Origin of the sequence: Sphaerisporangium melleum (genome assembly GCF_014646695.1) — a bacterium.
Taxonomy (GTDB): domain Bacteria; phylum Actinomycetota; class Actinomycetes; order Streptosporangiales; family Streptosporangiaceae; genus Sphaerisporangium; species Sphaerisporangium melleum.
On the sequence record NZ_BMNT01000014.1, the window covers coordinates 121,072 to 146,794 of the forward strand.

The following is a 25,723-nucleotide window of genomic DNA, read 5'->3' on the forward strand; positions in this document are numbered from 1 at the left end:
CATCGGGATCACCGGCCTGGCGGGTGAACTTCCGGCGCGGGACACCAGTGCCCTGATCACCTGCGTTCATCGGGGGGCGGCCGTCCCCTCCGGCAACGTGCTGGAGATGATCGGCGCCGGGTCGGCGGGTCGTGGTACGGCGATGCCGGCGCCTGCCACGGCGCCCGAGCCGGTGAACGTTCATGGACGGCGCACCGGCTAGGCCGGGGGCTCGACGACCACCGACAACATGCGGGTGACCTGGGCCGTCAGCAGGCCGGGATCGGCGTCGCGCAGCGCCGAGGTGCCGACGAGGCGGCGCAGCAGCCAGGTGCCGGCCAGCAGGGCGAGCCCCAGCTCGGCGCGTTCCCGCGCGTGAGGGCCATTCAGGGCGGCGGTGAAACGGGCGCCGACGTGCTTCTCGATGCCGGCCCGGATGATCTCCGCCGCTCTCGGGTTGGCCGCCGACCTGAGCATCAGCTCGAACGGTCCAAGGTGGTCCGCCTCAGGGGCGGTGCGGGCCACCAGCGCGCCGGCGGTCTCGGCCGCCAGGTCGGCCGGGCCGGGCGGGACCATCGTGGGCTCGGCGAACGAGACGTCCACCACCTCGGTGAACAGCCCTTCCTTGGAGCCGAAGTAGCGGTTGACCAGCATGGCCGTCACTCCGGCGTCCGCGGCTATGTCGCGGACGCCCACCCCGTCGTATCCGTGCCGAGTGAAGGCCGTGATCGCCGAGGTCAGGATGGCCTGCCGGGTGGCCGCGGCGTTGCGGGGCCGGGCGGTGGGGTGCGTCATGCCGGCAAGTCTACAGCTGATAACTTGTCATGTAGTCTACGAATGTAGACAAAGTTTCGGCTCAAGGAGTTCTCATGGATCTGCAGCTCACCGGGCGTCGCGCCCTGATCACCGGATCGACGTCCGGACTCGGCGAGGCCACCGCCCGGCTGCTCGCCCGGGAAGGTGCCGCGGTCGTGATCCACGGCCGCAACGCCGAGCGGGCACAGGCGGTCGCCGACTCGATCGCCGCCGGCGGCGGAAAGGCGTCGGTCGCGGTGGGCGACCTTGCCACCGACGCCGGTGCGGACGCGACGGCCGAGAGCGCTCTGGCCGGCGGCGACGTCGACATCCTGGTCAACAACGCCGGCGCGTACGAGCACCTCAACTGGACCGACGCCACCGCCGACGTCTGGCAGGACACCTACAACACCAATGTCGTGTCCGGGGTGCGGATGATCCAGCGTCTGGTTCCCGCCATGCGTGATCGCGACTACGGGCGGGTCGTCACCATCGGAGGCGGCCTGAGCACGCAACCGTTCAGCAGCCACCCGCACTACAACGCCTCCCTCGCGGCCCGGCACAACCTCGCCGTCTCGCTCGCCCGCGACCTGGCCGGCACCCGCGTCACCTCCAACGTCGTGGCACCCGGCGCGATCCTCGTCCCGGCCGTGCGGGACTTCCTGGTCAAGCTGTCGCCCGGGCGCGGCTGGGGAGAGACCTGGGAGGAGATCGAGTACAACTCCGTCCGCGAGATCGTGCCCAACGACCGGGTGCGTTACGGCAGGCCCGAGGAGATCGCGGGCGCCGTCGCCTACCTGTGCGGCCCCTATGCCGAGTACATCAGCGGCGCGACCATCCGCGTCGACGGCGGCACGGTCCGCGGCGCCTTCTGAACGCACCAGGCCAGGTCATCGCCTGTTCCGGAGAGTCCGCCCCTGAAGGCCTCCGCCGCCGGCTCGCGTGTGGCCGCGCGAGCCGGCGGCGAGCGGACTACGCGACTCAGGCCACCTCGCCGGTCTTCGTGGCGTGGAGGAACTTCGCCCAGGCCTCCGGGGGGAAGGTCAGGACGGGGCCGCTGGGATTCTTGGAGTCGCGGACGGCGACGACCCCGGGCAGGTTGGCCGCCACCTCGACGCACATGCCGCCGTCGTCGCCGGACTTACTCGACTTGCGCCACCGGGCCTGGCTCAGGTCCATTTCCGCACCGCTTCCTCGATCATCCGCAAAGACAGTGACTGGGAGTGGGCTTCGCCGCGAATGGCGTCGTACCGGGTGACGAGCTTGGCGATCATTCCTCGTTCGCCGATCGTCCGGCCATGTGGCTGAGCCTCCACATATACCGTATATGGGACACCGCGCATTTCCGCTATGCCGAATGCGCCGATCAGTCCCGCCCCGGCCTTTGCGCCGTAGGGCACTATCTGGATGGTCACCTTAGGGTGCTGCGCAACCTCCGCGAGATATTCCAATTGCCGGCGAATGGCCGCAGCATGGCCGATCGGCCGATGGAGAACGCCCTCGTCGAGGAGTGCCAGCACCATGGGGCCGTCGTCGAGCGTCAGCGCCTTCTTACGCTGCATTCGGCCCGCCACGCGTCGGTCGATCTCCTCGGCCGTGATCCCAGGGGCACATTCGATGATCCATCGGGCGTACTGTTCGGTTTGGAACAGGCCGGGGATCAGAAGTGGGTCCCACAGGCGCAGTGCGGTCGCGCGGAGTTCCTCGGCGGCCCAGTCGCGGAAATGCTCGGGAACCGGGGGCAGCGGTGGCCAGGCATCCAGGTAGAGGGCGTGCATGACGCCGTCGAGGCCGAAGACCTGGTCGCACAACTGGGCGAGGCCTTCTGTGGGGATGCGTCGGCAGGTCTCGACCATGCCGATCAGGCTCTCGGAGTAGCCGACCCTGCGGCCGAACTGCTCCTGGGTCAGACCCGCCTTGAGCCGGTGCCGCCGTAGCTCGTACGAGAACCGGGCCGCGCCCGATGAATGCGGGTCGATATCGGTCAATCTGCCCATCTATCCCTCGCCTTCGCCATGCCATGGCACGCCCCACAAGCTCACCACGGCATCACCGGGGGAGTGCCTTTCGGTGAGTTCATTCGGCTACGGAAAGTATCCGGCCGACTACAGGATGGTAAGGCGAATTCGTGCCCGGCGGCAGAGGATTTTCGACTGCGACCGTAATTGGACGCTCCGCATCGCCGGGCACCTGACATCCGACTCGTATCGTGGAGGCGGCCGATGGGCGGCGGCAGAGCGCGGGAGCAGTACCTGGAGATCAAGGCCGAACCGGAGGCCGCGTCCCACGCGCGCGAACACGTCAGGCGCGTGCTATCGAAGTGGTGCAGGCAGGACATCCTCGAGACCGCCGAGCTCATCGCCTCGGAGCTCGCGACCAACGCCGTCAAGGCGACGTGGGAGATCGGCGCGCTGGAAGGCTACGCCGGCCCCGGTCACATCTGGATCGACCTCCACCAGGCGGGTGCCCTGGTCGTGCTCGAAGTGTGGGACGCCGGCCGCAGCCTTCCCCGGCTCAAGGCGGCGGCACCGGACGACGAGGGCGGCCGGGGTCTGTGGCTGGTGAACGCTCTGGCCGCCCGCTGGGGATGCCGCTACCCCCTCGGTGGCGGCAAGATCATCTGGTGTGCTGTGGCGGGCTGAGGTTCCGGCGGTGCGCCATGAGCCGGGTGGCGGTGACCGTTACCGCGGTCTTCTCCTGCCGCCGCTGAGCTTGCGGTCGCTTTGGAGCGCTCGGGCGGCCCGGATCGGTGGCGCCGTCTCGCCGTCCGTTATCGGCCGCAGACGGGGCAGCCGGGCTCGCCGGAGGGGAACTCGGCGAAGATCGGCTGCTCTGGGGCGATGAGGTTGACGCCCTGGATGAAGCCGGCTCTGACCGGTGGGACCTCGGTGATCAGCCGGATGATCCCGTGGGCGACCAGGTGGCCGCACATCCCGGCCGATGTGGCGATCACCCCCGGGCCGCCGAGATTCACCGGATGCCCCGTCGCGCCGGGTGGCAGGCCCGCGAGTCGTGCCCGCCTGCGCTCCTCGATGCGCTGGACGCACTGGTAGCAGGCCCCGCGGCCCGGCACGTAGACGCCGGTGCTCACGATCGGGCCGCTGTAGCCGCCGCCCACCCAGGGGATCCCGGCGGCGAAGCCGGCCCGGCTCGCCCACACCCTGATGCCGTCATCCCCGCGGGGTTCGTCGGCGCACATGGCCACCACGTCGAACCCCGGCAGCAGAGCGGCCAGGTCCCGCTCGCTGCGCAGGCGCAGGACCTGGCCGGTGACCTCGATGTCGGAGTTCAGTGATCGCAGCCGCTCGGCGGCCGCGGTCGCCTTGGGGCGGCCGATGTCGGACTCGGTGAAGACGATCTGGCGGTTGAGGTTGGACAGCTCGACCCGGTCGTCGTCGACCAGGTGCAGGAATCCCACGCCGGACGCGGCCAGCGCCTGCGCTGCGGAGGCGCCGACGCCGCCGACGCCGATCACCAGGACCCGTGATGCCCGGAGCCGGAGCTGGGCGTCCCAGCCGTGCTCGCGCGGCGTGACGTCCGCCCAGCGGAAGAAGGCGCGGCCGCGGCTGTACCGGTCGCGCTCGCGGATGCTCAGCTCGGGGGCGTTCGCCGCTCCCGCGTCCTCTACGTGGCCCGAGCCGATGAGCTGCGCGACGATCGACTCCGCCGCGCACCGGGTGAGCTCGGGGAAGTCGGCGAGCAGCAGCGCGGTGATGTCGGCGCTGGTCCGCGTGCCGTTCATGGCCGCCAGCGCGGTCCACACCCAGCCGCGGGGGTCGGCGATCTCGTGGGCCAGCCCGTAGATGTCACCGCCGATGCGGATGCGGCCGTCATCGGCACGGTAGGGCGTGTGTTCGGGTTTCACTCTCGGCAACCGCAATACGGCCTCCCCGAAAAGGGCGGAACCCTGGTGTCGACCCCCGCGGCCCGCGTTCCGGCACGTCCGGGATGCCTGCAGGGGGACGCGCGGAGCCGCGGCCGGGACCGAATGGTCCGGCCGTGACCCGCTCAGGTCTTCCGGGTCAGGACCCGGAAGGGTTGCTGATGAGACCGGTGGTCTCGAGCTGGTCCAGCCTGCGGATTTCGATCTTGACCGTCTCGGGGGAGCCGGCGCTGTCCGCGGCGGTGTTCTCGTCGAAGGAATCCCTGGGATCGCTCACGAGTCGCCTCTTCTCGTCGATACGCTCGGCCGTTTCGCCGACGTGCTGGCATGTTCGACGGTCGTCCGACCGTTCGTCACTATAGATCGCACCCGGTGAAAGTGAAAGATCTTTTTCTGCGAGGAATGTCCGTAACGCATTCCGGGCTCACCATAAATCGCCGATCGTCCTGCCCTTCGGGCCGCGGCCGATTTCGCCGCCGGAATGTGGCCGGCGCCCGCCGGGGTGATGTCGCTGCGGAAATGCGGCATTCCGTGCAGGAGGAGGGTGGCGAGCGGTACGGCGAATCCGGCGACCGCGCTGATCATCAGCAGCGCCGAGCGGCCGGTCGCCGCGCTGATCGGACCGGTCAGCGCCAGCCCGAGAGGTGTGGTGAACGAGGAGGCGAGCCAGTCCACCGAGGTGACCCGTGCGAGGCGTTCGGGTGGGATCTCCCGCTGCAGGTTCACCGACCACTGCACGGCGTAGACCTCCAGCCCGAAACCGGCGAGGGCGTAGCACGCGTACAGCGACGCCGGCGAGGCGTGCCCGGCGAGCGCGAGCGGCACGGCGCCGTAGAGCGCGACGCCGACGACCGCGGCCAGGCCCGGGCGGGCGGGCTTCCAGCGCATGCTGATCAGCCCGCCCGCCAGTCCGCCGACCGAGAGCATCGCGAGAGCGCTCCCATAGACGGCATCCCCGCCGAAGGCGTCCCGGGAGATGAGCGGCAACAGGACCATCGTCGGCGCGATGACCAGCATCTGCTGCAGCGCGATGACGGTGATGCCGCCGGTGACCCAGGGCCGCCGGGACACCTCCGACAGGCCGTCGGCGATCTCCCGGACGGCCGAGGCCCGCGGCGACGGCGGCACCGCGGGCTCGCGCAGTGGCAGGAGAAGGGCGAGGCCGACGAGGTAGGCGGCCAGTACGGCGAGGAACCCGATGCGGGGAGACCCCGCCGTGACCACGTACGCGCCGAGGCCGGGCCCGACGATGGCGCCGAGCCGCCACGAGACCGCCACCAGCGCCGCGGCGGCCGGGCGCTGGCCGGGTTCCAGGACCGACGACAGGCACGCCTGGTACGCCGGCCGGTGGAACGCCTCTCCCGCTCCGGCGAGGAAGACCAGCGAGGCGAGGAGCCAGGTGGAGGTCCCGCCCTGCAGACCCACGGCGACCGCGCAGCACTGGAAGGCCAGCGAGGCGACCATGACCGTCCGTCGCGGCAACCGGTCCGCCCACAGCCCGCCGAGCAGCGCGAACATGATCAACGCGATCCATCGGCCGGTGAAGATCGCCCCCACTGTCGAGGCGCTGCCGCCCGCGTTGAGCGCCGCGATGGTCACGGTGACCGGAAAGATCTGGTCGGCCGCCACCGACATCGAGAAGCTGAACCACAGCAGGCGGAACTCGCGATTGCGTGCCACCGAACCGCGGATGGGGCGGACCCGGCGGGCAGGCTTCCTCGACAGAACCGGCATGCCAAGAATCAACCGTGAACGGTTAAGTCGCGCAAGGTGCATTGTTCGAGAAATTCGCCGTGGATTTCCGGCTGTTCATCACGATGCCACAGGATGATCCGGTGTTCGTCGGGATCGGGCAGTTCGTGTGTGCGGTGCGTGCGGTCGCTGTGGCATCCCGGCGCCGGCGCCGGCCGGTGGCGGTCCCGGTACGACGCGGCGGCGTCTGAAGCGTTCATCGCACAGGGCCGTCGCGGCGATGGTGAGCGGGTGCGGAACGGGCGGTCAGCGCGGCCGTTCGGGGCCGGGCTCGTGCACGATGAGCCAGACGGCGACGGCCTGCTCGGTGGCGGACCGGTTGCCCGCGACGTGGGGCCGGCCGGGAAGGTGATCGAGTCGCCGGCGGACAGGGTGACCACCTCGCGAAGCCGCCACGGTGATCACGGCCTCGTGGCCATGGTCGCGTTCGAGCGGCTCTCGCCCCGCATCACCGGCCTGGACCGCGACCTGGCCGCGGCCTCCGACGACCTCCGGCCGACCTCGAACCCGGCAGGCCCGCCGGGGCTCGTCCCGGCGATCAGAGCCGTGCGCTCGATCGTGTGTCCCGGTGCCTGCCTTCCGGTGGGAAGGCCGCATGGTGCCTTCAGCACCGCCCGTGGCCCGAGCGGCCTCTATCAACTGCCGCTGACTTTCTGTAGTCATGTGACTACTCATCGGATACGCTGTGTCGCGGCCCCTCCGACCATGGTGGGCGTCTCTCGAGCAACCCCCTCTCGAACGGAGACACCATGTCAAGCGACCAGCTCAGCGTCGAGACCCGGCGAGGCGTCGAACGGCTTCTGAGGTTCTCCGGGAACGTCGGCGGGCTGAAGGAGGACGACGTCCTGGCCGTCCTGCGCGAGGCGGGCATCACCACGCTGGAGTCGCTGGTCCAGCACGCCCTGGCGGTGCCGCCGCCCGCCGAGCCCGAGCCGCTCGACCCCATCCGCCTTCTCGCGCCCGCTTCCGCGGACGCCGCCCCGTCGTCCGCGCCGCTGTCACACCGGGTGCCGCAGGTGGCCGTGGTCGTCGACGGCGTCGAGTACGACCCGGCCGACATCACCCGCTTCGACGGCCAGGAGCTGACCTTCGTGGCCGACGGTTCCCCCGACCGCGTCCTCGCCTTCACCGACGACAGGCCGCTGCGCACGGCGATATGGGCGGCCACGGCGATCGGCCGGTCGAGCACGAGCACCGCCGCGCCCGGCGACACGCGCACCGGCACCCGGCCGCCCACGATCGGCGAGGTGCAGATGTTCGAGCACCACTTCTACGGCGGCGACTGGTTCTGGCTGGGCGCCAGGCTCGGCTGGCCCGACCTGACCGGGGTCAGGCACGGCTCCTGGCCCGGCTCCGACTGGAACGACACCATCAGCTCGGTCGGCGCGACCAACTGCCTGGTCTTCTACTACGAGCACATCAACTACGGCGGCATCAAGCTGTACGGCACGCCGGGCATCGACCTCCCCGACCTGGAGCGGATCGGCTGGAACGACCGCATCTCCTCGGTCGCCAACTACGGCCCCATCGGCGGCTGAGGGCAGGACCTTCCGGAGACACCACCGACCCAGCGGGGCCTCCTGGCCGAGGTCCCGCCACGGCATTCACCGATCCGCGGCGGAGCGGCCGTGCCGGTCGTCCCCGCGTCCCTCCGGCGTCCGCCGGGAGCCTCACGTGTGCGCCGAACGGTGCAGGAGCATCACGCCGAGCATCAGCGGGAGCATGGCCAGGTGCGCGAGCACCATGAGGGTGCCCCCGTCGATCACGCCGAGCCAGAGCAGCGGGAACAGCGGGACGGCCGGGGCGAACATCGCCGCGCACATCTCCAGGGTGTGCCGCCAGGAGTGGCCGCGCACCCGCATCCACACGGCCATGCCGACCGACATGTCGAAGGCCATCAGCAGGTAGCCGAGATCGGGGTGTCGTGAGTGGGAGACCTCCAGGCCCGCCGCGGATCGGAGGAACCCCAGGACGGCCATTCCGGCGGCCATCGCGAGGATCATCTCGACGTAGTGCAGGGTGAACCGGAGCCGGCCGCCGCGCCGGTTCGTGGACGTCGATGTCGTCGTTGTCTGCGTCATGGTCCGACTATGTGAGCCGGGCGCGCCGCGCCCAAGGAACGCCGGCGGGAAGGTCGGAAATCTTGGGCCGCCGGTCCTTTCGGCCTACAGTCGGGGCATGGACGCGCGGGATTTCGTGATCGTCGGCTACGCCGCCGCCGAGTTACTCGACATCGCCTGCGTCGTGGCGAGCCTCGAATGCGCCAACTGGCACGGCGCGGCCCCCTACTACAGGGTCCGCTTCGCCACACCGGGCGCGCGGCCCATCGACTGCGGCCCGACCGTGACGTTGCAGCCCGGCGAGATACTCGAACGGATCACCGGCCCGATCGACACGCTGCTCGTGTCCGGCGGGAGCGGCAGCCAGGACGCGGCGGGCGACCGGCTGATCGTCGGGCACGTCCGGCGGCTCGCGGCGGAGAGCCGCCGGGTGGCGTCGGTGTGCACCGGTACGTGGATCCTGGCCGCCGCGGGGCTCCTGGACGGCCGCCGGACCACGACCCACTGGCGCTGGGCGGGCGAGCTCGCCGCCGCACATCCGAAGGTCCGCGTGGACGCCGACCCCATCTTCATCCGGGACGGCAACGTCTACACCTCCGCCGGCGTGACCAGCGCCCTGGACCTGACGCTCGCCCTCATCGAGGAGGACAACGGTCCCGAGCTGGCGCGCGTTGTGGCCCGACAGCTCGTCACCTACCTGCAACGCCCGGGCAACCAGGCGCAGATGAGCGTGTTCACCGCCCCGCCGCCCCCGTCCGACGGCCTGGTCAGAAAGGTGGTCGACCACATCACCGCCCACCTTTCCGCCGACCTGGCAGTCGCGACGCTCGCCGCCCACGCGGGCGTGAGCGAGCGTCACCTGACCCGGCTGTTCCTGCGGCACTTCGGGCAGCCGCCGGGCAGGTTCGTGCGGCAGGCCCGGGTCGAGGCGGCGGCCCACCTGCTGACCTCCACCACCCTGCCCATGGCCGCTGTGGCCGGCCGCTGCGGTCTGGGCACGGCCGAATCCCTCCGCCAGGCCTTCCTGGACCGCTACGGCGTCTCCCCCTCCCACTACCGCCGCACCCAGTCCCGCCACCCCGAATAGGCCGCCGTTCAGCGCACTGCGTGCGGGGTCCTGCGGTGATGACGCGGCGTCGCCGCACATCGACGCCGGCGAGCGGAACCTCCCGGAATGCCACTGGCCGACTCTGACCACACCGCCGAGGTCCGCTCCGGCGTTCAGCAGGCAGGCAGAGTGGTGCGGTCGTGCCGGTGGGATCAGACGGTCTCGGTTCCGATGGCGAACGCCTCGATCAGGCGGATCGCGCCGGCCGGGCCGGCGTCCGCCGTGAGCAGGGCGCGTTGGCGGTCGGCGCCGGTGCCGGTGCGGGCCAGGGCGGTGAGCAGGCGGTCGACCTCCTCCTCGTCCCCCATCGCCCGCAGCGCGGGGCGGATCCGGTCGAGCATCTCGTCCACGAGCGCGGTGGCCGGGACGCTGCCGCCCGTCGTGGGGTGCACGCCGTCGCCGTTCAGCCCGAAGCGGGCGGCGGCCCACAGCGCGGCCCGCAGGATCTCCCCGTCGCCCGGGTCGGCCGTGTCGGCGCCCGCCGTCAGCTCGGCGCAGGCGGTGCGCACCAGCGCCCGCGACAGGGCGGCCTGCAGCACCGCCTCGTCCACCGTGGCGGGCACGTCCGCGACCCGGATCTCCACGGTCGGGAACCGCCCCGAGACCCTGGCCAGCCAGTAAGGGTGCGCGGAGGCGGCCAGCGTGCCGCTGCGGTGCAGCATGGCCGTCACCTGGTCGTAGTGCGCGGCACTGGAGAAGTGCGGGGGGATGTCGGTCGCGGGCCAGCGCGACAGGGCGACGGTGCGCCAGCTCGCGTACCCGGTGTCGGCGCCGTCGCAGAACGGCGAGTTGGCCGAGATCGCCAGCAGGGTCGGCAGCCAGGGCCTGAGCCGATTGACCACCGCCACCGCCATCTCCCGGTCGGCCACGCCGACATGGACGTGCAACCCGCACGTCTCCTGCTGGGTGACCAGCAGGCCGTAGAGATCGCGCAACTCGCGGTACCGCGTCTTGTCCGACACGGCGCGGGGGACGGCCGGCGGGGTGACCGGAGCGCCGACGGCCAGGACGCGCAGGCCCACCTCGGCCGCCGCGCCTCCCAGCCGGGCACGGCCCGCGGTCAGCACCTCACGAAGTCCGCCCAGGTCCGTCCGCACGGGGGACACCGTCTCGATCATGGACGCCAGCAACTCGGCCTCGAACGCGGTCACGGACCCCGCCGGCTCGGCGGCCGGACCCGCCGCCGTGAGATCGCCCGAGCCGGTCGCCGCGGACGCCTCCGCCTGCCGGCCGGCCACGTGCGCGGGCTCGACGGCCCGTCGCCCGCCGAGCTCGTCCAGCAGCCGTGCGTTGCCGGGGACGGGGCGGCCGTCCGTGGCATCGACGAGCAGGAACTCCTCCTCGACACCGAGGGTCACCCCGTCGCCCTCGGCCGGATGATAGGACCGCGCGAAGCTCATCTACACCGCCCCGGGCCACGAAGGGAAGGCCGCCGGCAGCCCAGGACGACCCGGACACCTACGCGACACGGCCGGCATCCGGCGCTTCGGCTCGTTCATCAACATCATTGTAAAACCGCCTCCTCCCGCCCACGAGGCTCGCCGGGCATTGATCGCTCACGCCGCCGGGTACGGCCGACCGGACCGTGCTCACGGGAAGTGCCGTCAGCCGGGCGGGGCCGTTTCCGCGAGGCGGCCGACCAGAAACGACCGTTCGGCCTCGTTGCCGGTCAGCGCGATCGCCCGCTCGTACTCCGCGGCGGCCTCGGCCCCGCGTCCCGTGCGGCGCAGCAGGTCCGCTCGGACGGCCGCCAGGTACGGGTACCCGGCGAGCCGCCCCTCCCGGTCAAGGCGCTCGACCTCGGCCAGCGCGTCGGCCGGTCCGCTGGTCATGGCCACCGCCACCGCCCGGTTGAGCGCGACCACCGGGGACGGCCACACCCGCGCCAGCTCGTCGTACAGCACCAGGATCTGCGCCCAGTCGGTGGCCTCGTAGGCGGGCGCGGTGGCGTGCAGCGCCGCGATGGCGGCCTGCAGGGCGAACCGGCCGGGCCGACCGCCCCGCAGCGCCCCGACGACGAGGTCGTGCGCCTCGGCGATGGCGGCCCGGTCCCAGGCCGAACGGTCCTGCTCCTCCAGCGGCAGCAGCCGCCCGTCCGCCGTCGTGCGGGTGGCGCGGCGGGCGTGACCGGCCAGCAGCAGGGCGAGCAGCCCGCGCACCTCCCGCTCGCCCGGCATCAGATCGCGCAGCATGCGCGCCAGCTCCAGCGCGCGGCCCGCGAGGTCGTCCTTGGTCAGGGTCGGCCCCGCCGGCGCGGTGTGGCCGGTGGTGAACAGCAGGTGGATCACGGTGAGGGCGGCGTCCAGCCGGCCCGGCAGATCTGCCGGCGCGGGCATCCGGAAGGGGATCCGCGCCGCCGCGATCTTCTTCTTGGCCCGGGTGACGCGGGCCGCCATGGTCGTCTCCGGCACCAGGAACGCCCTGGCGATCTCCGGCGTGGTCATGCCGCAGACCAGCCGGAGCGTCAGCGCGACCTGGGCCTCGGCGGCCAGCGCCGGGTGACAGCACAGGAAGACGAGCCGCAGCCGGTCGTCACCCGCCGCGGCGCCGTCCCGAAGATCCGCACCGGAGACGTCCGGGCCGGGGGAGGACGCCGGCTCCACCAGCAGGTGCAGCTTCGACCGTAACGTACCGGCCCGGCGCAGGGCGTCCAGCGCGTTGTGCCGGGCCGCCGTGGTCAGCCACGCGCCCGGCCGGTCGGGCACGCCGCCCCTCGTCCAGGCGTCGAGCGCGTCGGCATAGGCGTCCTGGACGCACTCCTCGGCCAGCTCCAGGTCACGGGTGACGCGCACCGTCGCGGCGAGCACTCTGGCCCACTCGCGGCGGTGCGCGTCGGCGACCACGTCGGCGACCGAGGTCACGGAGCGAGCAGCGGCCGCACCTCGACGGCGCCGTCCATGATCGGCAGCAGCCGGCCGATGGCGATCGCCTGGTCGAGGTCGGCGGCCTCGACCACGAAGAACCCGGCGATCACCTCCTTGCTCTCGATGAACGGGCCGTCGGTGACCATGCCGCCCTTGTGGATCGTCCGGGTGGTGGCGCTGGGCTGCAGCGCGTGCTCGGTGACGACCTTCGCGCCCATCGCCGCGATGTGCTCCCCGGCGCGCAGGTTGGCCTCCATCACCTCCGGCGGGATGTCGGCCACCCCACCGGGGGTCTCCTTCTCGTAGATCAGAATCGCGTACTGCGGCATGGCAGCCCCCTTCGCCTCGCTTCGGTGATCACCAGTTGCCGGTCTCCGGGCCCATCGCACCGTACTGGAGGCCGCCGGCCCGCGCGTACGTACCGACCACCACCCCGGTGGCGGTCATCGTGACACCGGCCGGCCTGAGCCCGGCCGGGATCGTCCCGCCGGCGAACAGCCGCTTGCCGGAGCCGAGGAGCACGGGGAAGACCAGCAGATGGAACTCGTCGACGAGATCGTGCCGCAGGAGCGTCTGGACCAGCCCCCCGCTGCCGTGGACCTGGATCTCGCCGCCCTCGCCGCGCTTGAGTTCGCGTACCTCCTTGGCGACGTCGCCGCCGAGCAGCGTGGAGTTCCGCCACGACACCGTCTCCAGCGTCCGCGATGCCACGTACTTGCGCACGCCGTTCAGCTTCGCCCCGATCGGGTCGTCGTCCCCGGCCAGCGGCCAGGTCGCGGCGAACGACTCGTAGGTGGTGCGCCCCAGCAGGAGCGCGTCCGCCCGCCGGGTCAGTTCGCCTATCGCGCCGATCATCTCCCGGTCCATGTGCGGCACGGCCCAGCCGCCGTGCTCGAACCCTCCGTCGAGGTCCTCGTCCGCGCCGCCCGGCGCCTGCACGACCCCGTCCAGCGACATGAAGGCCATCACCATCAGTTTGCGCATGCCGTCGTCTCCTCCGCTCGCGCGAGCCGGGGCGTCACCGCGACGCCCTCACCCTCACGGCGAACGAGCCCCGGCGTAATCGACAGCACCTCGCGGAATTTCTGGGCGCCCATCCCGGGACGGCCGCCACGGCACGCATCGTCAAGCACTCGGCGCTCAGCGGTAACGACACTCCTTCTGGTTCCCCCGATCCTGGAAGCGGCGCCCGTGAAGGAGGCGCCGTGATTCGCCGGCGGGATCATGCGCGATCGCGCCGGCTCGAATCGGCCGGGCCGGGCCCCGGGGAACGGGTCCCGGTGGCCCCGGACAGGCTCACGACCTGGACGCCGAGCACCAGGAGCGCGAGCCCCGACCACCAGCAGCCCTCATCGAGTACAAGGGGTCCCATTAATGCTCAAGTTTGTTCGCAGTGCGAAGAGATCGGCCGTCGCCATGGCGGGGGTGGCGGTGCTGACCGCCGGCCTGGGCACCGCCGCGCTCATCGCCCCGTCACCGGCCGCCGCGGACACCAACTGCGGTTCCAGCAGCACCGGATGGTTCCCGTACGACGTACGGGTCAAGGTCGTGATCGTCAACCAGTATCAGTCCAACGAGCGCGCAGTGGAGTTGAACCTCACGAACGACCAGGTGTCCGACCACTCCTACGCGTCCATCGGCTATGGCTACAAGTCGGGTGACCAGACCTGGGTGGACCGCAGCTACGACGGCGGCAGCACGTGGACGCAGTGCGGCCCGTTCAAGCGCGACTACTCCAACACCTTGAAGAACGTCGGCAACTGGATGCGCGCGTGCTTCCGTCCGGTCGACTACGCGCAGTCCTACTGCACCAGTTGGTACTACGACCAGGACTGATACGCGGCCTCGGCGGCCGGCGCTCCGAACCGGCAGCACGGCCGCTCCGCCGCCCTGTCGCGCGAACTGAGCCAGGTGCACCCGCACCGATCGCTTCGGAAGTCTTCCCATCTTGCTCGATGGCCTTCCCGGCACTGCCGGGGAGGCCATCTCCGCGTACCGCGCCGAGGCTGGTGGGCGCGCCGGGGCTGAGGCAGGTGCAATTGGGTGGTGGGCGGTGTGTCGCGTTGGAGGAATACATGGTCGAGATATTTGGGGGTATGCTTCTAACCCCTGTGCGGGTTATAACTACTATGTAACCCGTAGCTCTCGGCTGAGGAGATGGCCGTGCCGAAGATCAATGTGTATCTGCCCGACGAGTTGGCGGAGGCGGTCAAGGAGATGGGGGTGCCGGTGTCCGCGATCTGCCAGCGGGCGCTGGAGCAGGCCGTACGCAGGATCGCCGCGATCCGGCAGACCGCCGTGGGCGAGCTGGACACCGGCGAGCTGGCCGAACGGCTGCCGCACTTCACGCCCCGGTGCCGTGCGGTGGTCAAGATGGCGATCGACCGGGCTCGGGAGCGGGGCGAGGCCGGCGTCGGCACCGGGCACCTGCTCGCGGGCATGGTGGACGAGGGCTCGAACCTCGCCCTGCACGTGCTGCGCGCCATGGAGATCGACCCCGCCCACGTGTCGCGCGAGCTGGAGCGCCTGGCCATCCGCGAGGAGGGGGCCGCAGGGGAAGGCGGCCCGGACGGCGGGGGAGGGCCGGCGCGACGCTCCGCGGCCGAAGCCGGCGGTACGGGCGACGATGCGGGGCCGGCGGGCCTGGCCGGAGCCGGGACTGCGGGGGCGATGCGGTTCAGCGGGCCGGCCGCCGCCGCGCTGGAGCTGGCCGTGACCGAGGCGACCGCGCTCGGGCACAACTACGTCGGCTGCGAGCATCTGCTGCTCGGCTTCGTCGCCGAGCCGGACGGCGCCGCCGGGCAGGTGCTCCGGGCCTTGGGCGCCGAACCGCGGCTCACCCGCCGCGCGGTGAACGCGGCCCTGGCCGGCTATGTTCACCTGCGCGCCCAGACCTCGGCCCAGACACCCGTGCAGGGTGCCGCCGGCGCTCCGGCCGACCCGATGCAGGCGCTGGCCGCGGCCGTGTCCCGCCAGCTCCAGCCGCTCATCGCCCGCATCGAACGGCTGGAGCGGCGCGCCGGCGCCGGCTCGGCCGCGGAGCCGGGTTCCGGTTCCCGCTCGGGTGAGTGAACGCAATGGCCGCACCGGCTCGGACGGGAGACGGCGATGGCCGGGCGGCGGCCTTCGGCCCCGAGGATGGCGATGGGTGGTCGAGAGCGTCGGGCTCTGGGCGCGTGCCGTGTGGGATCCGCGTCGTATCGCGCACGGCGGCTCTGGCCGTCTTCTGGCTGCTGTTCCTGGCGCCGTTGCTGCTCGCTTGCCGGTAAGGCCACAGTCGTTGTGGTTATGATCTACGATGTAAAGCCGTCGTTGTCGGACGAGTGCCACCCGGGCGGACGGCCGGCGGGGCTGGACACCGAACACGATGGGCACGGTCCGACGAGACGACCGAGCGCGGGCGTTGGTCAGCGGGTCATGGGGTTGAGGCGGGCCACGTGGCGGATCAGGTCGCCGACGTGGACCACGCCCATGCAGCGCCCCACCTCGTCGGTGACCACCAGGTCGTCGTACACCCGGGCGTCGTCCTTGCCCGCCACCTGCATGGCCGCTATGGCCGGGGTGGTCTTCGGCACGACGCGGGGCGGGTCGGCGAGGCGGTGCGCGGGCTTTTTGGCGTGCAGGGCGTGGCCGTACGGGCCGGCGATGCTCAGCAGGAACCTGCTGCGCTCGATGCTCGCACGCGGGCGCTGGTACTCGTCGACCAGGATGACGCTGGTGATCGACGGCTCGGTGCCGAACGCCTCCACCACGTCCTCGGCTGTGGCGTTCATGTCGAGGGTGACCGCCGGCAGCAGGAACTCCTGCACCCGGGGGCCGAGGTCGATCAAGGGTGACTCCGGCTCCGCGGGCACCGGCAGCGGCACGTGCACCCGGCCGTGCGAGGGACGCCAGTCGAGCGGGGCCAGCAGCGGCCCCTGAGCCAGGCGCACGCCCCAGCCGCGCAGTGTCGTGAGCTGCGCTTCCTCCCGCACCTGCGGGGCCAGGACGTGGACGCCCAGGCTCTTGGCCATGTGCGCCACGGCCTCGCCGACGGCGTTGCGCCGCGCGTCGCGGGGCACCCGTTCCATCAGCTCGGGCGAGAGCACCAGCGCGTACGGCGCGGCGTCGGCGATCAGGTCCAGCGGGACGTGCGAGGTGCCGAGGCCGCCGATGGCGACCAGGTAGCCGATGGTCCGCAGACCGTCGAGGCCGGTCAACAGAGCCCGCCGGTCCGTCGCCGCGACGTCGCCGGTGATCACCAGGATCACCTCGCGGGGGCGGCGGCTGGTCGCGCGCATGGCCTCGTGCAGGGGGGCGAGGGCTCCGGAGCCCTGGACGACCGCGTCCGAGGGGACGGCGAGCAGCAGCGGCAGCAGCGCCTCCTCGCGGGCGGCCGCGTAGATGCCGGCGACGGGCCCCGAGACGTCGCCGGAGATCCTGATGGAGGGCACCTCGGCGGTCGCCTCGACGGCGATCACTCCTCCGGTGTCCAGGTCGACGATCGGGAAGAAGGTCGCCGCGCGTGCGGCCCCCGGCGTCCCCGGCCCTGACGACCCCGAACCCTCGGAGAAGGTGAAGCCCGGACCGCCTCGCTCCGTGGGGCCGGAGGTGACCGAGCCCGGATGCTCCGCCGCGGCCGGCGCGGAGAAGGACGGATGTCCCGCCGCGTCAGGGGAGGGGAAGCGCGGGTACGCCACGCCGGGCTGTCCGGACCCCGGCACGGGGTGTCCCGAGGGGAACGTCTCGGGGCCGTGGTGGCCGGGGAAGGGCACGCCGGGATGTCCCGGTGTAGCGGGAGGGGCCATGGAGGCTCCCGTCGGTGCGTCGTCATGGGTGGCGGTCGCCAGGGTCGAGGCGGCCGGGGAAGAGGTTCTGAGGACCGTCACCCATGGATTGTGCTGCGGTTTTATCGGTAAGAAGCCACCTGAAGGGCGAAATTCACGGATAGTTCTCCCGCTGTTGGAAGGAAGGATTTCTTTACCGACAGTCGGGATTCCAGTCACCCCCAGTAGCGGATCTCTCCGGGTCGGCCGTCCCCCACGGGCCTCCCCGATCGGGGACGGAACCGGCGGGCGCGGCGCGAGACCGCCGGGGTCCGGCGGGGGTACGGGTGCGGTGCGGCGGATCAGGAAGCGGGGTCCAGAAGCCGGACGCGGACGGCGCGGAAGCTCTTCGGGGTGTCCTGCAGGACGGCGAGCCGTGGGTCCGGTACGTCGAGGAAGGGCGCGGTCTCCCGCGCGAAGATCGCGGCGAGCCGGCGGTCGGCGCGCAGGGCGTCGACGGCGCGCCGGTCTCCCCCGAGCACCACCGCGTCCAGCGTGTCCGCCCGCGGCACGAGCACCCGGACGGCCACTTCGGCCGCGGCCTGTGACGCCTCGCTCGCCTGCTTCTCCCTGCGGCGGGCGAAACGGTGCTGCGACCAGCCCCCGGCCGCGCTGCGGCCGTGGACCAGCCGTGAGCCGACCTTCGAGGCGACCAACCGGCGCCCCTCGAACACCCCGGCGGCATGACCGCCGAGCCGTACCAGCAGGACTCCGACCACGCGATCGACGGCCGCGTGCGCTACGAGTGCCCGGAGGAGCCCGTCGGCGGTCTCGCTGTGGGCGGCGGCCTCGGCGGAAAGCGCGGTGCCCGAGGAGGAGAGGGAGCCGGTGTCGCAGGGCAAGGGAGGGAAGGGAACGTGGAGTTCGGCCACGGCGCCGTCGAGGCCGCGCAGCCGTACGATCTCGCCGAGCAGGACCGCCTCCGGCGCGCCGTGCCGTTCGGTGAACCCGCTCAGCCAGCCCGCGAGTCGCTCGGGCGCCACGGAGACCCATCGTCCCCCGCCCGCCGCCGGTCGTTGCGCCATGACGAGCGACAGTACCGGACCCGCCGCCCGCCCAGGCGAGCGCTGCGTGCGGGCATTCTCACCCTCCCCGTCTGCTCGTCCCCATCGCTTCTTCGCGAGCAAGGCGGGGGAGGGGAGACCTTTCGGTCCGCTGGGCGGACTCAGGAGGCGCCGCGGATGCCGCCGCCGTCCGGGATGGAGGGCCCTGGCGAGGGTGAAGCCGCTCGTGAGCCGGGAAACGGCATCAACCGCGGGCGGGGGCTACCCGTACACTAGGACTCATGCGCACTCCCGACTGATCGGCGCACTCACGAAGAGGGCCGAGCCACGTGGCCGCCCTGCCGCATTCCGGTATCCACCGACAGCACGTCCTTCGACCTTGTTCCCCGCTCTGGGAGTGTTCCCTCATCATGATCATCGCCTCCGACATCGAACTGCGCGCCGGTTCCCGCCTGCTCATCGAGGGGGCGAGCTTCCGGGTCAATCCCGGCGACAAGATCGGCCTGGTGGGCCGCAACGGGGCGGGCAAGACCACGCTGACCAAGGTGCTCGCGGGTGAGGGCCTGCCGGCCACCGGCACCGTGACCACCACCGGCAGCGTCGGCTACCTCCCGCAGGACCCCCGCACCGGAGATCTCTCGGTGCTCGCCCGCGACCGCATCCTCTCGGCCCGCGGCCTGGACGAGGTGCTGCGCGAGCTGCGCGAGGCGGAGGTCGGCATGGCCTCCGACGACTTGCGGGTGCGCGACCGGGCGGTGCGCGCGTACGGCCGCCTGGAGGACCGCCTGCACGTCCTCGGGGGGTACTCCGCCGAGTCGGAGGCCGCCTCGATCGCCTCCAGCCTGGGCCTGCCCGACCGCGTGCTCGCGCAACCCCTGCAGACGCTGTCCGGCGGCCAGCGCAGGCGGGTGGAACTGGCCCGCATCCTGTTCTCCGGAGCGGAGACTCTCCTGCTCGACGAGCCGACAAACCACCTCGATGCGGACTCAATCGGGTGGCTTCGTGATTTTTTACGATCTCACCAGGGCGGTTTGATCATTATCAGCCACGATGTCGGGCTTCTTGAAGCGACGGTCAACCGTGTCCTGCACCTCGACGCCAACCGCTGCGTCATCGACACCTACAACGTCGGCTGGACCACCTATCTGGCCCAGCGCGAGAGCGATGAGCGGCGCAGGAAGCGCGAGCGCGCCAACGCCGAGCGCCAGGCGTCCCAGTTGCTCTCGCAGGCCGACCGCATGCGCGCCAAGGCCACCAAGGCCAAGGCCGCGCAGGACATGGAGCGCCGGGCCCGGCGTCTGCTGGCGGGCGTGGAGGAGGAGCGCCGCTCGGACAAGGTGGCCAAGCTGCGCTTCCCCGATCCCGCGCCGTGCGGGCGCACTCCGCTGACGGCCACCGGCCTGTCGAAGTCCTACGGCTCGCTGGAGGTCTTCACCGACGTCGACGCCGCGGTCGACCGCGGCAGCCGGGTCGTCGTGCTCGGCCTCAACGGAGCGGGCAAGACCACGCTGCTGCGCATGCTGGGCGGCCTGGAGAAGCCCGACTCCGGGGAGGTCCGGCCCGGTCACGGCCTCAAGCTCGGCTACTACGCGCAGGAGCACGAGACGCTGGATCCCGCGCGCAGCGTGCTGGAGAACATGCGCTCGGCCGGTCCCGACGTGCCCGACGTGGCGCTGCGCAAGGTGCTCGGCTCGTTCCTGTTCTCCGGGGACGACGCCGACAAGCCGGCGGGCGTGCTGTCCGGCGGGGAGAAGACCCGGCTGGCCCTGGCCACGCTGGTGCTCTCGAGCGCCAACGTCCTGCTGCTGGACGAGCCCACGAACAACCTCGATCCCTTGAGCCGCGACCAGGTGCTTTCCGCGCTAAGGTCCTATTCGGGGGCAATTGTCCTTGTTACTCACGATGAGGGCGCTGTTGAGGCGCTGCAGCCAGATAGGGTGATCTTGCTACCAGACGGAGTCGAAGACGCTTGGAGCGATGAATTTTCCGATCTTGTGGCACTTGCCTGATCTTAATTTGAGCGGGTACGGATCTTTTCCCATGGAGTAGGTAGCCGATCCGGCTGAAATGACTGATCATGGCGTGAGTAACGCTGCGGAAGTCTGGCACTACAGGAGGTACTCGTGGCCGAGACGCTCAAGAAGGGCACCCGGGTGACCGGGGCCGACCGTGAAAAACTGGCCGCCGATCTCAAGAAGCGGTATGCCGCGGGTGAGAGCATCCGTGCGCTCGCCGCTTCGACCGGCCGGTCATATGGGTTCATCCACCGCATCCTCAGCGAGTCCGGCGTGACTCTGCGCGGGCGCGGCGGAGCCACCCGGGGCAAGTCCAAGCGCTAGCGGACGTCTCGGGGGCACGCGCGACCGCAGCCGCTCGTCCCGTTCAGCCGAAGCCCGTCCCGCCCGCGCCGGTAGAATCTCGTTCTGGAACCTGCATCGGGTTCGGGCGAGACGGGACTGTGACCCATGGGCGGAGCGTGCGATGGCGGTGGCGGAGACAGGGGGGAACGCGGCGGAGGTCTCGGTGAGCGACGAGGCCGGGCCGGGCACACAGCGGGCGTCTTCGCGCGCCGGCGGAGTGCGCGGCGTGCCAGGCGCAGGAGCCCCTGAGAGTGAACGATTCGCGGAGATCGGTCTGCGCTTCGAGGTGGACGGCGAGATCGCGACGATCACACTGGACCGGCCGGAGAGGCGGAACGCACAAACGTTCGCCACCTGGTCCGCTCTGGCCGAGATCGGCAGAACGCTGCCGGAACAGGTGCGTGTCGTCGTGGTCCGAGGCGAGGGGCCGTCCTTCTCAGCCGGCATCGACCTGCGGATGTTCACACCCGAGGGTGTCCCCGGGCAGGGGTCGTTCGCGGCGGAGGCCGTGCTCGACGATGAGACCTTCGAGCGGCACGTCAAGGAGTTCCAGCAGGGTTTCCTGTGGCTGCGCGACCCCGGCATCGTGTCGGTGGCCGCGGTGCAGGGGCATGCGATCGGAGCGGGCTTCCAGCTTGCCCTCGCCTGTGACCTGCGGATTCTCGCCGAGGATGCCAAGCTGTGCATGAAGGAGCCGGCACTCGGGCTGGTGCCCGACCTGACCGGCACCAAGCCGCTCGTCGACCTGGTGGGCCTGTCCAGGGCCGTGGAGATCTGCCTGACCGCGCGTGTGGTGGACGCCGGTGAGGCGGCGCGCATCGGCCTGGCCGAGCGGGTCGTCCCGGCCGGGGAGCTGCGGGCCGCGACGCGGGAGCTCGCAACGGCGCTGCTGGCGACCGACCGGGCCGCCGCGGCGGCGACCAAGCGGCTGCTGCAGCAGGCCGCGCACCATACGATCGAGGAGCAGGCGGCGGCCGAGCGGGCCGCGCAGGCCGTCCGGGTCAGGGCGCTGTTTCGCGGCGCCGTGGACGGGGGGTAGACCGCCGGGCGGGGACGAGGCGTCCGGCCGCCGGAGGCGGATGATCGTTCGCCGTGAGCTGACCGGGGAATCACCAGGCCGCTTCCCTTGCTCAGCGGGAGACAGAGCCCCGGGGGAACATCCCGGGCCACGCTCGGGGAGAGGATCGGCGAGCCACCACGATGACCATGCTGGGCGGGGGATACGGCCCCCAGGTGATGCGGTCCCTGCGCCGGGACAGCTCCGTGACCAAGGAGCGGCTGACCCCGGGCACCGTGCCGCGCATCGCGAGGTACGCCCGGCCCTACCGCTGGCAGATCTCGGCCTTCCTGGCGCTGGTCGTGCTGGACGCGGTCATCGTGATCGCCAACCCGCTGCTGCTCAAGGCGATCATCGACGCCGGCATCATCCCGCGCCGTCCCGATGTCGTGGTGATGCTGTCGCTGGTCATCGCGGCCCTGGCCGTGGTGGACGCCGGGCTCGGCCTGGCCCAGCGGTGGTTCTCCTCCCGCATCGGCGAAGGGCTGATCTTCGACCTGCGCACCGAGGTCTTCGACCACGTCCAGCGCATGCCGGTGGCGTTCTTCATGCGCGCCCAGACCGGCGCGCTGGTCTCCCGGCTCAACAGCGACGTCATCGGCGCGCAGCGCGCCATCACCAGCACCCTGTCGTCCGTGGTGTCCAACGTGGTCAGCCTGATCATGGTGCTCGGCGCCATGCTGATCCTGTCGTGGCAGGTCACCCTGGTCGCCCTGGTGCTGCTGCCGATCTTCATCTTCCCGGCCCGCTACGTCGGGCGGCGCATGTCCGGGCTCACCCGGGAGCAGATGCAGCTCGACGCCGAGATGAGCTCGGTGATGACCGAGCGGTTCAACGTCGCCGGGGCCATGGTCGCCAAGCTGTACGGCCGCCCGGACGACGAGGCGGCGTACTTCGGCGAGCGGGCGGGCCGGGTGCGCGACGTCGGCATCACGGTCGGCATGTACGGCACGGTGTTCCGCGTCGCCCTCGGCCTGGTCGCCGCGCTCGCCACCGCACTGGTGTACGGCGCGGGCGGCGTGCTGGTGGTGGACGGCGCCTTCCCGCTCGGCACGCTGGTCGCACTGGCGGCGATGCTCATGCGCCTGTACGGGCCGCTGACCAGCCTCTCCAACGTCCACGTCGACGTGATGACCGCCCTGGTGAGCTTCGACCGGGTCTTCGAGGTGCTGGACCTGCGGCCCATGGTCGCCGAGCGCGCCGGTGCCCGGCCGCTGCCCGAGGGGCCGGTCACCATCGAGTTCGACGACGTCCAGTTCCGCTACCCGGCGGCCGAGGAGGTCTCCCTGGCCTCCCTGGAGTCGGTCGCCCGGCCCGACACCGGCCCGAGCCAGGAGGTCCTCAAGGGGGTCACCTTCACCGCGCGGCCGGGCCAGCTGATCGCGCTGGTGGGGCCCTCGGGGGCGGGCAAGACGACGATCACCTCGCTGGTGTCCCGGCTGTACGACGTGACCGGCGGCGCGGTGCGCGTCAACGACCTGGACGTGCGCGACGCCACCCTGGCCTCGCTGCGCGACACGGTCGGCGTCGTCATGCAGGACGCCCACCTGTTCCACGACACCATCGCGGCCAACCTGCGCTACGCCCGGCCCGGCGCGGCCGACGAGGAGATCTGGGAGGCCCTGCGCGCGGCGCAGATCTCCGAGCTGGTCCAGGCGCTGCCCGACGGGCTGGACACCGTCGTCGGCGACCGCGGCTACCGGCTGTCCGGCGGGGAGAAGCAGCGCATCGCGCTGGCCCGGCTGCTGCTCAAGGCGCCGCGGGTGGTCGTGCTGGACGAGGCCACCGCCCACCTGGACTCCGAGTCGGAGGCCGCCGTGCAGGAGGCGCTGAAGACCGCGCTGTCCGGCCGCACCTCACTGGTCATCGCGCACCGGCTGTCCACCATCCGCGAGGCCGACGAGATCCTGGTCGTCCAGGACGGCCAGGTGGTCGAGCGCGGCCGGCACGAGGACCTGCTCGCCGCGGGCGGCGCCTACGCCGAGCTCTACCGCACGCAGTTCGAGCACCAGCGCTGACCGCCGCGCCGCCCCGTTCGCGAGCCCTGCGTTCGGGGCGGGCCGGTCACAGGTAGCCGAGCCGGGTCAGCTCGTCCTTGGCGATCTTCTCTACCAGCTCGGCCTCCTCGGGCCGCAGCCGCGACCGCCACGCGCCCACCTTGGGGGCCGACGCGCTGTACAGCGCGACCTTGGAGACCCGGCTCTCCAGGAACTCCGAGACCGTGGCGATCGTGCGGTCCGGAGCGGCGGCCATCTCCTCGTAGCGCAGCGTGAGGAGCTGGTCCGCGGGCATCTCCTGGCGGAGCGCGGCGCTCAGCCGTACGGCGCTGCGCCAGCGCAGGGCGCACTTGCCCGCCGATCGCATCGCCGCCCACCTGTCGCGGTGCTCGACGGAGTTGACCCCGAGGAACGGGTTGGGGAACTCGGTCTCGTCGCTCAGCATGCTGGTGCGGAACAGGCCCATGGCGGCGCGGTCGGCGAGCATGTCGGCCGCGACGTCCCGGCCGTCGCGGATCAGCTGGACGAACCGGGCGTCGGGGAACGCCTGCAGCAGCACCGGCGCGCTGTACAGCAGGTCGGGGCCGGCATCGCCGAACCGGACGACGCCGCCGGGGGCGACGCACGGCCCGCCGCCGGTGACCGCCCCGGCCTCGCGGCAGGCCGCCGGGCACTCGGCGCACGCCCCCGGCACGATCTGCCACGCCTCGGCCAGCGCGTCGCGCAGCACCCGCACCGCGCCGCCGCCCTTCCTGCGCATGATCGACGGACGGCGGGCGAAGGCGTAGACGACGTGGGCCACCGAGGCCCGGCCCATGGTGACGTGGAAGCCCGGGGAGCGTTTCAGCGCACGCCCCAGCAGGTCCGTGCCGGAGTGCGGGGCGCCCAGGACGAACACCGGCCTGCGGACCTTGATGCCGTTGACCACGAGGATGTGGGTCGGGGGTCGCATAAGTGAGGACAGTCTGACACCCTTTGCGAGGTGAACGAACCGGCTACGCCCGCCCGTCGGTGGTACAGGGCGTCGCCGGGGTAAGCGTACTCACAACAGCGACGTTTTCCGGACATTCACGGTTTTCGGGGGCCAAGTACCAGGAAATCCCACGGGCAGGAGGCGGGCGATGAAGGACAGGCGGCTGTGGGTCCCGGGCCGGCTCCACCGCGGCGACCGGGTGGCCGTCGTCGCGCCGTCCGGGCCGGTCGACCCGGTGCGCCTGGCGCGGGGCCGCCAGGTGCTCACCGAGCTCGGCCTGGACGTGGTGGTCATGCCCCGGGTGCTCAACCGGCGGGGCTACCTGGCCGGGTCGGACGCCGGCCGGGCGGCCGACCTGCAGGAGGCCTGGTGCGACCCGGACGTGCGGGCGGTGATCTGCGCCCGCGGCGGGTACGGGGCGACCCGGCTGCTCGACCTGCTCGACTGGCCGGCCATGGCCGCCGCCCGGCCCAAGATCCTGCTCGGGTCGAGCGACATCACCGCGCTGCACCAGGCCTTCGCCACCAGGCTCGGCGTGGCGAGCTGCTTCGGCCCGATGCCCGCCAGCGCGATCCTGGGCGACCCGGGCGGGCCGGAGGAGGGCAGCCTCGCCCACCTGCGCGCGTCGCTGTTCGAGAGCGAGATGCCCGACCCGGTGACCGGCGAGGTGGTCATCGCCCCCGGGCACGCCGAAGGGCCGCTCACCGGCGGCAATCTGGCGCTGCTGGCGGCACTGTGCGGCACCCCGTACGCCATGCGCGCCCAGGGGCACATCGTGCTGCTGGAGGACGTCGGCGAGGAGCCCTACCGCGTCGACCGCATGCTGACCCAGCTCCTGCAGACCGGCTGCCTGACCGGCGCCCTCGGCATCGTGCTCGGTTCGTGGGTCGACTGCGGAGAGGTGATGCCGGTGCTGGTCGACCGGCTCGCCCCGCTCGGCGTTCCCATGATCGCCGGAGTGCCGATCGGTCACGGTACGCCGCAGTACACCGCCTGGATGGGGGCGGATGCGGTCATTGATACCGAATCGTGCTCTTTGACTTGCCTGTTCCGCGACCCGGCCACGGCACTGTAGGCCCAGGTCAG

The 25,723-nt window shown here is 71.7% G+C and carries 26 protein-coding genes; 11 read left to right on the top strand and 15 right to left on the bottom strand.

The window, feature by feature from the left end:
- Nucleotides 1-198 precede the first annotated feature (198 nt).
- Nucleotides 199-774 (bottom strand): TetR/AcrR family transcriptional regulator, encoded by a 576-nt coding sequence (locus IEY93_RS14360; protein WP_189163540.1) that lies wholly within the window; start codon nt 772-774, stop codon nt 199-201.
- A 74-nt stretch (nt 775-848) separates the two neighbouring features.
- Here IEY93_RS14360 and IEY93_RS14365 point away from each other — a divergent pair, with 74 nt between their 5' ends.
- Nucleotides 849-1,649 carry an SDR family NAD(P)-dependent oxidoreductase gene (locus tag IEY93_RS14365; RefSeq protein WP_189163541.1) on the top strand — a complete coding sequence of 267 codons (801 nt, stop codon included), beginning with the start codon at nt 849-851 and terminating at the stop codon, nt 1,647-1,649.
- A 106-nt stretch (nt 1,650-1,755) separates the two neighbouring features.
- On the opposite strand, the gene IEY93_RS14370 is transcribed toward IEY93_RS14365, so the two are convergent.
- Nucleotides 1,756-1,953, bottom strand: a complete 198-nt coding sequence (locus tag IEY93_RS14370; RefSeq protein ID WP_189163542.1) for a DUF397 domain-containing protein — start codon at nt 1,951-1,953, stop codon at nt 1,756-1,758.
- On the bottom strand, nt 1,944-2,762 hold the full coding sequence (locus tag IEY93_RS14375; RefSeq protein WP_229691124.1) for a helix-turn-helix domain-containing protein: 819 nt from the start codon (nt 2,760-2,762) through the stop codon (nt 1,944-1,946). The genes IEY93_RS14370 and IEY93_RS14375 overlap by 10 nt, the downstream gene beginning before the upstream one ends.
- 234 nt (nt 2,763-2,996) lie before the next feature.
- Here IEY93_RS14375 and IEY93_RS14380 point away from each other — a divergent pair, with 234 nt between their 5' ends.
- Nucleotides 2,997-3,416, top strand: a complete 420-nt coding sequence (locus tag IEY93_RS14380; protein WP_189163544.1) for an ATP-binding protein — start codon at nt 2,997-2,999, stop codon at nt 3,414-3,416.
- Nucleotides 3,417-3,544: 128 nt separating this feature from the next.
- Here the strand turns inward: IEY93_RS14380 and IEY93_RS14385 are convergent, their stop codons facing one another.
- From IEY93_RS14385 to IEY93_RS14400, 4 genes are all read right to left on the bottom strand, one after another.
- A complete protein-coding gene (locus IEY93_RS14385) occupies nt 3,545-4,639 on the bottom strand; it encodes a HesA/MoeB/ThiF family protein (protein ID WP_189163545.1) in 1,095 nt (364 codons plus the stop codon).
- Between the two features lie 157 nt (nt 4,640-4,796).
- Nucleotides 4,797-4,934 (bottom strand): hypothetical protein, encoded by a 138-nt coding sequence (locus tag IEY93_RS14390; RefSeq protein WP_189163546.1) that lies wholly within the window; start codon nt 4,932-4,934, stop codon nt 4,797-4,799.
- Nucleotides 4,931-6,337: an MFS transporter gene (locus tag IEY93_RS14395; RefSeq protein ID WP_189163547.1), complete on the bottom strand. Its 1,407-nt coding sequence runs from the start codon at nt 6,335-6,337 to the stop codon at nt 4,931-4,933. Before IEY93_RS14395 ends, IEY93_RS14390 begins: the two co-directional genes overlap by 4 nt.
- Before the next feature lie 62 nt (nt 6,338-6,399).
- The gene (locus IEY93_RS14400) at nt 6,400-6,609 is read right to left on the bottom strand and encodes a hypothetical protein (protein WP_189163548.1); all 210 of its coding nucleotides are present in this window, start codon (nt 6,607-6,609) and stop codon (nt 6,400-6,402) included.
- A 549-nt stretch (nt 6,610-7,158) separates the two neighbouring features.
- Between IEY93_RS14400 and IEY93_RS14405 the strand changes: the two genes are divergently transcribed.
- On the top strand, nt 7,159-7,947 hold the full coding sequence (locus tag IEY93_RS14405; RefSeq protein ID WP_189163549.1) for a hypothetical protein: 789 nt from the start codon (nt 7,159-7,161) through the stop codon (nt 7,945-7,947).
- Nucleotides 7,948-8,079: 132 nt separating this feature from the next.
- On the opposite strand, the gene IEY93_RS14410 is transcribed toward IEY93_RS14405, so the two are convergent.
- A complete protein-coding gene (locus IEY93_RS14410) occupies nt 8,080-8,490 on the bottom strand; it encodes a hypothetical protein (RefSeq protein ID WP_229691125.1) in 411 nt (136 codons plus the stop codon).
- 97 nt (nt 8,491-8,587) lie between these two features.
- On the opposite strand from IEY93_RS14410, the gene IEY93_RS14415 reads away from it, so the two are divergent.
- The gene (locus IEY93_RS14415; protein WP_189163550.1) at nt 8,588-9,556 is read left to right on the top strand and encodes a GlxA family transcriptional regulator; all 969 of its coding nucleotides are present in this window, start codon (nt 8,588-8,590) and stop codon (nt 9,554-9,556) included.
- Between the two features lie 173 nt (nt 9,557-9,729).
- Here IEY93_RS14415 and IEY93_RS14420 read toward each other — a convergent pair whose 3' ends face one another.
- The 4 genes from IEY93_RS14420 to IEY93_RS14435 form a co-directional block, all read right to left on the bottom strand.
- Nucleotides 9,730-10,977, bottom strand: coding sequence for a carboxylate-amine ligase (locus IEY93_RS14420; RefSeq protein WP_189163551.1), 1,248 nt, complete (start codon nt 10,975-10,977; stop codon nt 9,730-9,732).
- 204 nt (nt 10,978-11,181) lie between these two features.
- Nucleotides 11,182-12,438: an RNA polymerase sigma factor gene (locus tag IEY93_RS14425; protein ID WP_189163552.1), complete on the bottom strand. Its 1,257-nt coding sequence runs from the start codon at nt 12,436-12,438 to the stop codon at nt 11,182-11,184.
- Nucleotides 12,435-12,770, bottom strand: coding sequence for a YciI family protein (locus IEY93_RS14430; RefSeq protein ID WP_189163553.1), 336 nt, complete (start codon nt 12,768-12,770; stop codon nt 12,435-12,437). Before IEY93_RS14430 ends, IEY93_RS14425 begins: the two co-directional genes overlap by 4 nt.
- A gap of 28 nt (nt 12,771-12,798) precedes the next feature.
- Nucleotides 12,799-13,425 (bottom strand): dihydrofolate reductase family protein, encoded by a 627-nt coding sequence (locus tag IEY93_RS14435; protein WP_189163554.1) that lies wholly within the window; start codon nt 13,423-13,425, stop codon nt 12,799-12,801.
- A gap of 390 nt (nt 13,426-13,815) precedes the next feature.
- On the opposite strand from IEY93_RS14435, the gene IEY93_RS14440 reads away from it, so the two are divergent.
- Both IEY93_RS14440 and IEY93_RS14445 read left to right on the top strand, forming a co-directional pair.
- Nucleotides 13,816-14,277 (top strand): hypothetical protein, encoded by a 462-nt coding sequence (locus tag IEY93_RS14440; protein WP_189163555.1) that lies wholly within the window; start codon nt 13,816-13,818, stop codon nt 14,275-14,277.
- A 327-nt stretch (nt 14,278-14,604) separates the two neighbouring features.
- The gene (locus tag IEY93_RS14445) at nt 14,605-15,513 is read left to right on the top strand and encodes a Clp protease N-terminal domain-containing protein (RefSeq protein ID WP_189163556.1); all 909 of its coding nucleotides are present in this window, start codon (nt 14,605-14,607) and stop codon (nt 15,511-15,513) included.
- A gap of 335 nt (nt 15,514-15,848) precedes the next feature.
- Here IEY93_RS14445 and IEY93_RS14450 read toward each other — a convergent pair whose 3' ends face one another.
- Together IEY93_RS14450 and IEY93_RS14455 are read right to left on the bottom strand one after the other, a co-directional pair.
- The gene (locus IEY93_RS14450) at nt 15,849-17,309 is read right to left on the bottom strand and encodes an EAL domain-containing protein (RefSeq protein WP_229691126.1); all 1,461 of its coding nucleotides are present in this window, start codon (nt 17,307-17,309) and stop codon (nt 15,849-15,851) included.
- A gap of 239 nt (nt 17,310-17,548) precedes the next feature.
- The gene (locus IEY93_RS14455) at nt 17,549-18,271 is read right to left on the bottom strand and encodes an acVLRF1 family peptidyl-tRNA hydrolase (RefSeq protein ID WP_189163557.1); all 723 of its coding nucleotides are present in this window, start codon (nt 18,269-18,271) and stop codon (nt 17,549-17,551) included.
- Between the two features lie 389 nt (nt 18,272-18,660).
- Here IEY93_RS14455 and IEY93_RS14460 point away from each other — a divergent pair, with 389 nt between their 5' ends.
- The 4 genes from IEY93_RS14460 to IEY93_RS14475 all read left to right on the top strand — a co-directional run bounded on the left by IEY93_RS14460 (nt 18,661) and on the right by IEY93_RS14475 (nt 23,685).
- Nucleotides 18,661-20,259, top strand: coding sequence for an ABC-F family ATP-binding cassette domain-containing protein (locus tag IEY93_RS14460; RefSeq protein WP_189163558.1), 1,599 nt, complete (start codon nt 18,661-18,663; stop codon nt 20,257-20,259).
- A gap of 114 nt (nt 20,260-20,373) precedes the next feature.
- The gene (locus tag IEY93_RS14465) at nt 20,374-20,589 is read left to right on the top strand and encodes a helix-turn-helix domain-containing protein (protein WP_093173121.1); all 216 of its coding nucleotides are present in this window, start codon (nt 20,374-20,376) and stop codon (nt 20,587-20,589) included.
- Between the two features lie 247 nt (nt 20,590-20,836).
- A complete protein-coding gene (locus IEY93_RS14470; protein WP_229691127.1) occupies nt 20,837-21,649 on the top strand; it encodes an enoyl-CoA hydratase/isomerase family protein in 813 nt (270 codons plus the stop codon).
- A gap of 161 nt (nt 21,650-21,810) precedes the next feature.
- Nucleotides 21,811-23,685: an ABC transporter ATP-binding protein gene (locus tag IEY93_RS14475; protein ID WP_189163560.1), complete on the top strand. Its 1,875-nt coding sequence runs from the start codon at nt 21,811-21,813 to the stop codon at nt 23,683-23,685.
- Nucleotides 23,686-23,731: 46 nt separating this feature from the next.
- Here IEY93_RS14475 and IEY93_RS14480 read toward each other — a convergent pair whose 3' ends face one another.
- On the bottom strand, nt 23,732-24,616 hold the full coding sequence (locus tag IEY93_RS14480) for a sulfotransferase family protein (protein WP_189163561.1): 885 nt from the start codon (nt 24,614-24,616) through the stop codon (nt 23,732-23,734).
- Between the two features lie 169 nt (nt 24,617-24,785).
- Between IEY93_RS14480 and IEY93_RS14485 the strand changes: the two genes are divergently transcribed.
- A complete protein-coding gene (locus IEY93_RS14485; protein WP_189163562.1) occupies nt 24,786-25,712 on the top strand; it encodes a S66 peptidase family protein in 927 nt (308 codons plus the stop codon).
- Nucleotides 25,713-25,723 lie beyond the last annotated feature (11 nt).